This is a genomic window from Sulfurovum sp., assembly GCF_041562805.1.
In the GTDB taxonomy this organism is placed as follows: domain Bacteria; phylum Campylobacterota; class Campylobacteria; order Campylobacterales; family Sulfurovaceae; genus Sulfurovum.
Genome location: NZ_JBFFOH010000154.1, coordinates 1 through 5,934 on the forward strand (window position 1 = coordinate 1; position 5,934 = coordinate 5,934).

Here is a 5,934-nt window from a genome sequence, read left to right on the forward strand (position 1 = left end):
GCTTTCTCGCGGACTCTTTATATTAAAGCCTTCAGACTCTAGGTAGTCTTTTAGAACTTTCCAGGCTAATTCAAAACTTACTTCAAAAAATTGAACCATGCCTGCTTTTTCGAGCTCACTCATCTCTTCGAGATCAACCGCTATTTCAAGATGTTGAAGTGATTTGGAAAAGTTTTCAAAGCGCTGTTTCCAACGTATGGTTTTATCAGGCATAGGCGGCTTCCTAAATGTTTTTACGATTATAACAAAAAAGAGATATGTATGAATTCAACTGTGAAGGGACGGTTTTTTTGAGGATGTCCAATGGACAGAGCCTTACACAGGAACCGTAACCTGTTTATTATAGCCCCGTTCTCACTCGGATAAGCTAGTACAGTTATGGTATTACAAATCACTAAAAGAAACAAAACATAAAAAATCTTGGTAATGTTATGGCAAATTTAGATAACCTAATAAATAGGTAGATGAATCAAGGCAATGTAAAACATGGAACAGTTAACCGACTTAAAAGCGATCTTACATTCCAAACGTGCCAATATTTATTATTTAGAAATGTGCCGTGTTTTACAAAAAGACGGCAGGGTACTCTACTTAAGTGAAAATAAAAAAGAGTATCAGTATTGGAACATCCCCATAGCTAATACTACATGTTTACTTTTAGGAACAGGTACCTCTATAACTCAACCTGCCATGAGAATGTTGGCGCAGGCAGGTGTTTTAGTTGGTTTTGTGGGCGGAGGCGGTACACCACTTCTTATGGCGAATGATATTGAGTGGCTTACGCCCCAAAATGAATATAGACCGACAGAGTACATACAAGGCTGGATGACGTTTTGGTTCGATGAAGTCAAACGACTGGAAACAGCTAAAAGATTTCAAACGGCTCGAATAGCATTTATACAAAAAGTTTGGGAAAAAGATAGAGAACTTAAATTAGAAGGGTTTAATGTCTCTGAACTTGAGAAAGAGTTCTCAACTGCTTTAAAAAGTATAGCCAATGCCTACAGTGTTGGTAAACTTCTGCAACTTGAAGCCGATCTTACTAAAAAACTTTACAAATATGCTGCGAAAAAAACTAACCAACTAGGCTTTGTGCGTGAACATGCCAAAGCAGAGGGTGCCAATGGCTTTTTAGATCATGGAAACTACTTGGCTTATGGTTTGGGCGCGACTACGCTTTGGGTTCTTGGTATTCCTCACGGTTTTGCTGTAATGCATGGCAAGACAAGACGCGGTGCTTTAGTGTTTGATGTGGCTGATCTTATTAAAGATGCTTTGGTCTTGCCTTGGGCGTTTATCTGTGCCAAAGAGAAGCAAAGTGAACAAGAGTTTCGATCACAATGTCTACAAACTTTTGTAGAGCATAAGGCTTTGGACTATATCTTTAATGAAGTAAAAAAGGCTGCATTGCATTACCAAGAAGAGAAAAAGCTGTCATGATGGTCACTTTTGTTTCTCAGTGTGAGAAAAATGCGCTAAAACGAACCCGAAGAGTTTTGGACAGTTTTGCCAATAGGATAGGTGATAACACATGGCAGACTATCGTTACTCAAGAGGGCTTAAACGCTGTTCAAAAACTACTCAGAAAAACCGCTTCTATGAGTACAGCTGTGAGTTGTCACTGGATACGTAGCCGCAGTCGTAGTGATTTTTTATGGGTAGTTGGAAACAGAGAAGCGTTTGACGAAAATGGTGTAGTCGCTGTAAATTATGGCATAACAAAAAGATTTATAGGAGAGAAAGAGATAATGCTGGACAAGATATATGCAAACACAAATGGGCAACGACTAGACCAGCATCTTTTTGCTGTTGGATATTTGGCAAAAGCTTCTATAGAGAAGATAGTTCCTGAAGATAATAGATTGGCAGAAGCAGTTTATGTGGCAGGGTGTTGGCATGACATAGGAAAGATAGATGATGGTTTTCAGAGTTGGCTTATTAAAGAGTTAAAGAAACAAAAAAAATATAAAGATATTCCCGAAGAGGGTGAACATATAGATAAAAACACAGGTAAGTTCTCGTGGCAAAAATATCCACGACATAATGAGTTTTCACTTTTGTTATTTGAAATATTATTTAGTTCTAATCTGAATAAAGACTCTTTAGAGAGAGTGAAACATGCTATTTATTGGCATCATGCGAAACCTTTGCGTACAAAAGAGATCAAAAATGTCGTAGGGATTTATGATAAAATTGAAGGTTTTGAGAGTTCATATAGAGATACTGTAGATATGCTCAAAGGTGTTCTAACTTCTGTAGATGAATTTGCAAATGAGTATGATGAAAACAGTATAAAAATAAGCCAGATAAAAATCTCTCATATTGATGATATAGAGTCACTGTTAGAGGGAATAGATTTGCCTGTTTATAAAAGATATTCAGAGAAAGAGTCTATAAATGGATATAAATTTAATCTAGGGTTTAATTCTGAAAATAATCTAGCAAGAGCAGCCATCGTAACAGCAGACAGGTTGATCTCAAAGCTAACAGCTGATGAGTTAGATACTCATATTTCCAATAAAAGTTTAGAAAGTTTACTTGATGAAGCGCTACAAAAAGAGAGAGGCTTAACAGTTTACATCAAAGAGTGCTTAGATGGTTTTGAAGTAAAATATCCTCACAGTGAACGAAATGAAGCACAATCAAAGACAGCCAAAGAGCTTGCTGATGAGGAGATAAGTGTAGGTGTTCTTAATGGGCCGGCAGGGTGTGGAAAAACAAAGATTGCGCTTGAGTGGGCACTGCATACTTCTGCTAAAAAAATCTATTGGATCTGTCCACGGGTTCAAGTGTGCGAGGGGATATTTTATGACCTTTGCTCTGATGAGTATCTACCTAATGCAAATATAGAGATAGTCACAGGTGAGATAAAAAAAAGTTTGAGAAATGGTAAAGTAGATGAGACTGTTGAAGGTGCAGAGTTCTCTTCTGATATTGTCATCACTACAATAGACCAGATAGTCAATAGTATTACAACGCATAAACATATTACGACTCTAATGGACTTTATGAATGCCCATGTGGTTTTTGACGAGTATCATGAATACATTACAATGCAAGGGTTTAATCTGCTTTTTGCTGAACTGATAGAGGCTAAAAAAGGTCAGCAGACAGATACGTCTTTACCTAATACACTACTTGTCTCTGCTACACCAAATCCTCTCTTTATAAAGGAGTTTTTACGCTTAGATGATGGTAGTGTTATTGGTATGAAGAGTTTCAATAACTCTTCATACCAAATCGAGTTTGTAGAGTATGATGACAAAGATGAATCAACTAATCCTTTGATGATGGAACAAAAAGAGAAAAGTACCTTTGTTATTAGCAATACAGCGCTAACAGCTCAGCAGAGTTTTATAGAGCACCAATCAAAAGAGAACGGTATTTTATTTCATTCCAAGTTTATTAAAAGAGATAAAGAGTATCTTTTTTCTGAAGTGTTTGAGTCGTTTAAGAAAGAGGGAACACAAAAGTATGATGTGTTAAGAAGTGGCCCTGTAGTACAAGCTTCTCTCAATATTACTTGTAACAAAATGATCTCAGAAATGACCCATGCAGAGAACTTTTTACAACGGCTCGGAAGGCTTGACCGCTTTGGAGAAAATGATGAGATTAATCACTATAACATTGCTATTACAGCGGGGGTGAAAAGTGGAAAATCCAAAGATAGCAGTTCCAGGTTTTTAAATGAATTAGACTCTTTGCAGAGTGCAAAAGCTTGGTATGAGTTTTTAGAAAACAACTTGGTTAAAGAGAATTATACGATTAATGAGATATATGCATTTTATGGGCGTTTTTATGAAGATGAAAGTGCAAAAGAGTTTGTCCGACAGGACTTGGTATCGGCTCTTAAAAAAAGTGTAGGAGCTGTCGAGGCCAATGTTCTTGATCCTAAAAGTTTTCCAAATAGTAAAAAAGAGGTAAAAGGAGGGGTGAAAATAAAGAAAAATTCATTACGAGGCAATAGCCTGTTTGTGCAAATGGCACAATGTCAGATAAAGAGTACGGAAGATTTTAAAATTTTAGACGAGTACGCTTACAATGATGTTGATGATGCAGTAACTATTGAAAATAGAGTTGTCGAAGGGTATGGAGATTCAAAAAGAAATCTACTCTCTTTTATGGCAAAAAAACATCACAATATCAAAGATGTTAAAAAATCCTATAAAGATGCTCAACTTCTAAATGAAGCACGAGATCCAAGTACACCTATCTATTTAAGTTATACATTAGATGACTTGAAAAAAGTGGAGTCAGAACCACATGAGTATGCACAATATTATGCTAAAGGACTCAGACAACCTATTGGCATCATATCGTTGCAACAGTTAAAAAAGAAATAAACATAAAAGGAAATAGCAAATGAAAAGTGAAAAAATAACAGGCATTAGAAGTGTTGACTTTAAGATAGTAGCTAAAGGTCATGGGGTTGTGAATTGGAATGGTCCGACAAATCTTGCACAAGAGAATGGCACAACAGTAGATAATCACACTATGCCAAAACTTAGAGGATATACAAACTTATCCGGTAAGGTTAAAGATACAGGTTATAAGTATCGTAAAGAGCCTACGGATATTGATTTTAAGGTAAACCCTTTGTATATTAGTCAAAACTGTATTCGTCACCACCTCTTTCGTGAACAGGCATTTGATCTGCATTATGCCAATGCTAAAAACATCAAAGAGGTCTTGGCTTCTTTAACAGGTCTTGTACGAGGGTTTGTTGTACCTGCAACGCAAAATAAAAGAACCAGTCCTTTACTATTAGAAGATTTTGTTGACCAATTGGGAAATGGTAATTTTGAACAGTTTGGACAAGCAGGAGCGCGAGATAGTTCGTCATTTTATTCCAAAACAACATTTGGAGATACGGAGTATACCTCTTATGGATCTATCAGTATTGAACAACTTCAATTTATATCTCTAGATAAAAAGTTTGATAGAGAAGCAATGGCGATAAAAGAAGGAGAGGGGGAAGAGGTCGCTAAACTTGTTGAAGCGTATATACAATCACTAAACAGTAGCCTTTCTCCAAAAGCAACATTCCATAAAAACTGTGTAAGGAATGGAACGATATTTGAAGAGGGAGAGAATGGAATCTTACTAAATGATGCTGCTGTGGCTATCTTGATAGATGAGACGTTACGTAAGCTAAGAGAACTTTCTATTCGTCAAGCTAAGTCGTATATGTATGTTGATGAGGTGATGTTAGATTATAATGACAGTAGTAAAATGATGAGAATTAAAAATGATGAAGGCGCTATAACACCGACATTAAAAGGTGAGTATGCCACTTATTTTTATGCTAAAGACTAGTCATGAAGATAGAGATAGAATATGAGGCGAGTTGGAGAAACTCTTTTCTGGATGGAAGTAATGATGAAGCATTACCTAAAAAAGGAAGAAAGTTTATAGGTTCAATTACAGCTCTCAAAAATAGTGAAAATTACATAACAAGAGATGTCACTTTAAATACTGTTATGGGTATTTTAAATAGACTCATCGGTGATCAGAGAAAATTGTATCAAGCACGAAAAGATAAAGAGTACTTTTTTAAAGATAAAGAGTCCCTGGTTTCTTTCAATGATGATGTTAAAGTATCTAGTAATGAACTTGTTTATCTACGAAATATGTCAGGAAATACAGATCAAAACTCCTATACAGGCATGATTAAGACAGATGATGAGCTGTTTACTTCTGATTATTCTAAAGAGTTTTGGAGTGTTCTAGCGTTAGATGTAGAAGAACTTTTAGAATTTATCGTTCATAGTCGAGAGGTTAGTGACTGCATAGTGATCTGGCTACACTTATTAGGACACAGAAATGATAGAATTTCTACATAATAATGAGAAGGTTTACAGATGGGGAAAAGAGGACAAACATACACCCAAGAGTTTAAAGACTCAGCGATACAACTAGCACTCAATAGCGAGA

Annotated in this window: 5 protein-coding genes; 4 read left to right on the top strand and 1 reads right to left on the bottom strand. The window is 36.2% G+C overall.

Annotation, left to right across the window (positions count from 1 at the left end):
- The coding region (locus ABYK33_RS13150; RefSeq protein WP_373033728.1) for a nucleotidyltransferase substrate binding protein at positions 1–213 on the bottom strand (213 nt) is incomplete at its 3' end.
- 273 nt (positions 214–486) lie between these two features.
- Between ABYK33_RS13150 and cas1f the strand changes: the two genes are divergently transcribed.
- From cas1f to cas5fv, 4 genes are read left to right on the top strand one after another with little or no spacing between them, the layout of a single operon-like run.
- Positions 487–1,440, top strand: coding sequence for a type I-F CRISPR-associated endonuclease Cas1f (cas1f, locus tag ABYK33_RS13155; RefSeq protein ID WP_373033729.1), 954 nt, complete (start codon positions 487–489; stop codon positions 1,438–1,440).
- Entirely contained in the window at positions 1,437–4,343 is a 2,907-nt protein-coding gene (locus tag ABYK33_RS13160) for a CRISPR-associated endonuclease Cas3'' (protein ID WP_373033730.1), read from the top strand. The genes cas1f and ABYK33_RS13160 overlap by 4 nt, the downstream gene beginning before the upstream one ends.
- 19 nt (positions 4,344–4,362) lie before the next feature.
- A complete protein-coding gene (gene cas7fv, locus ABYK33_RS13165) occupies positions 4,363–5,316 on the top strand; it encodes a type I-Fv CRISPR-associated protein Cas7fv (protein ID WP_373033731.1) in 954 nt (317 codons plus the stop codon).
- A 2-nt stretch (positions 5,317–5,318) separates the two neighbouring features.
- The gene (cas5fv, locus tag ABYK33_RS13170; protein WP_373033732.1) at positions 5,319–5,843 is read left to right on the top strand and encodes a type I-Fv CRISPR-associated protein Cas5fv; all 525 of its coding nucleotides are present in this window, start codon (positions 5,319–5,321) and stop codon (positions 5,841–5,843) included.
- Positions 5,844–5,934: the final 91 nt, after the last annotated feature.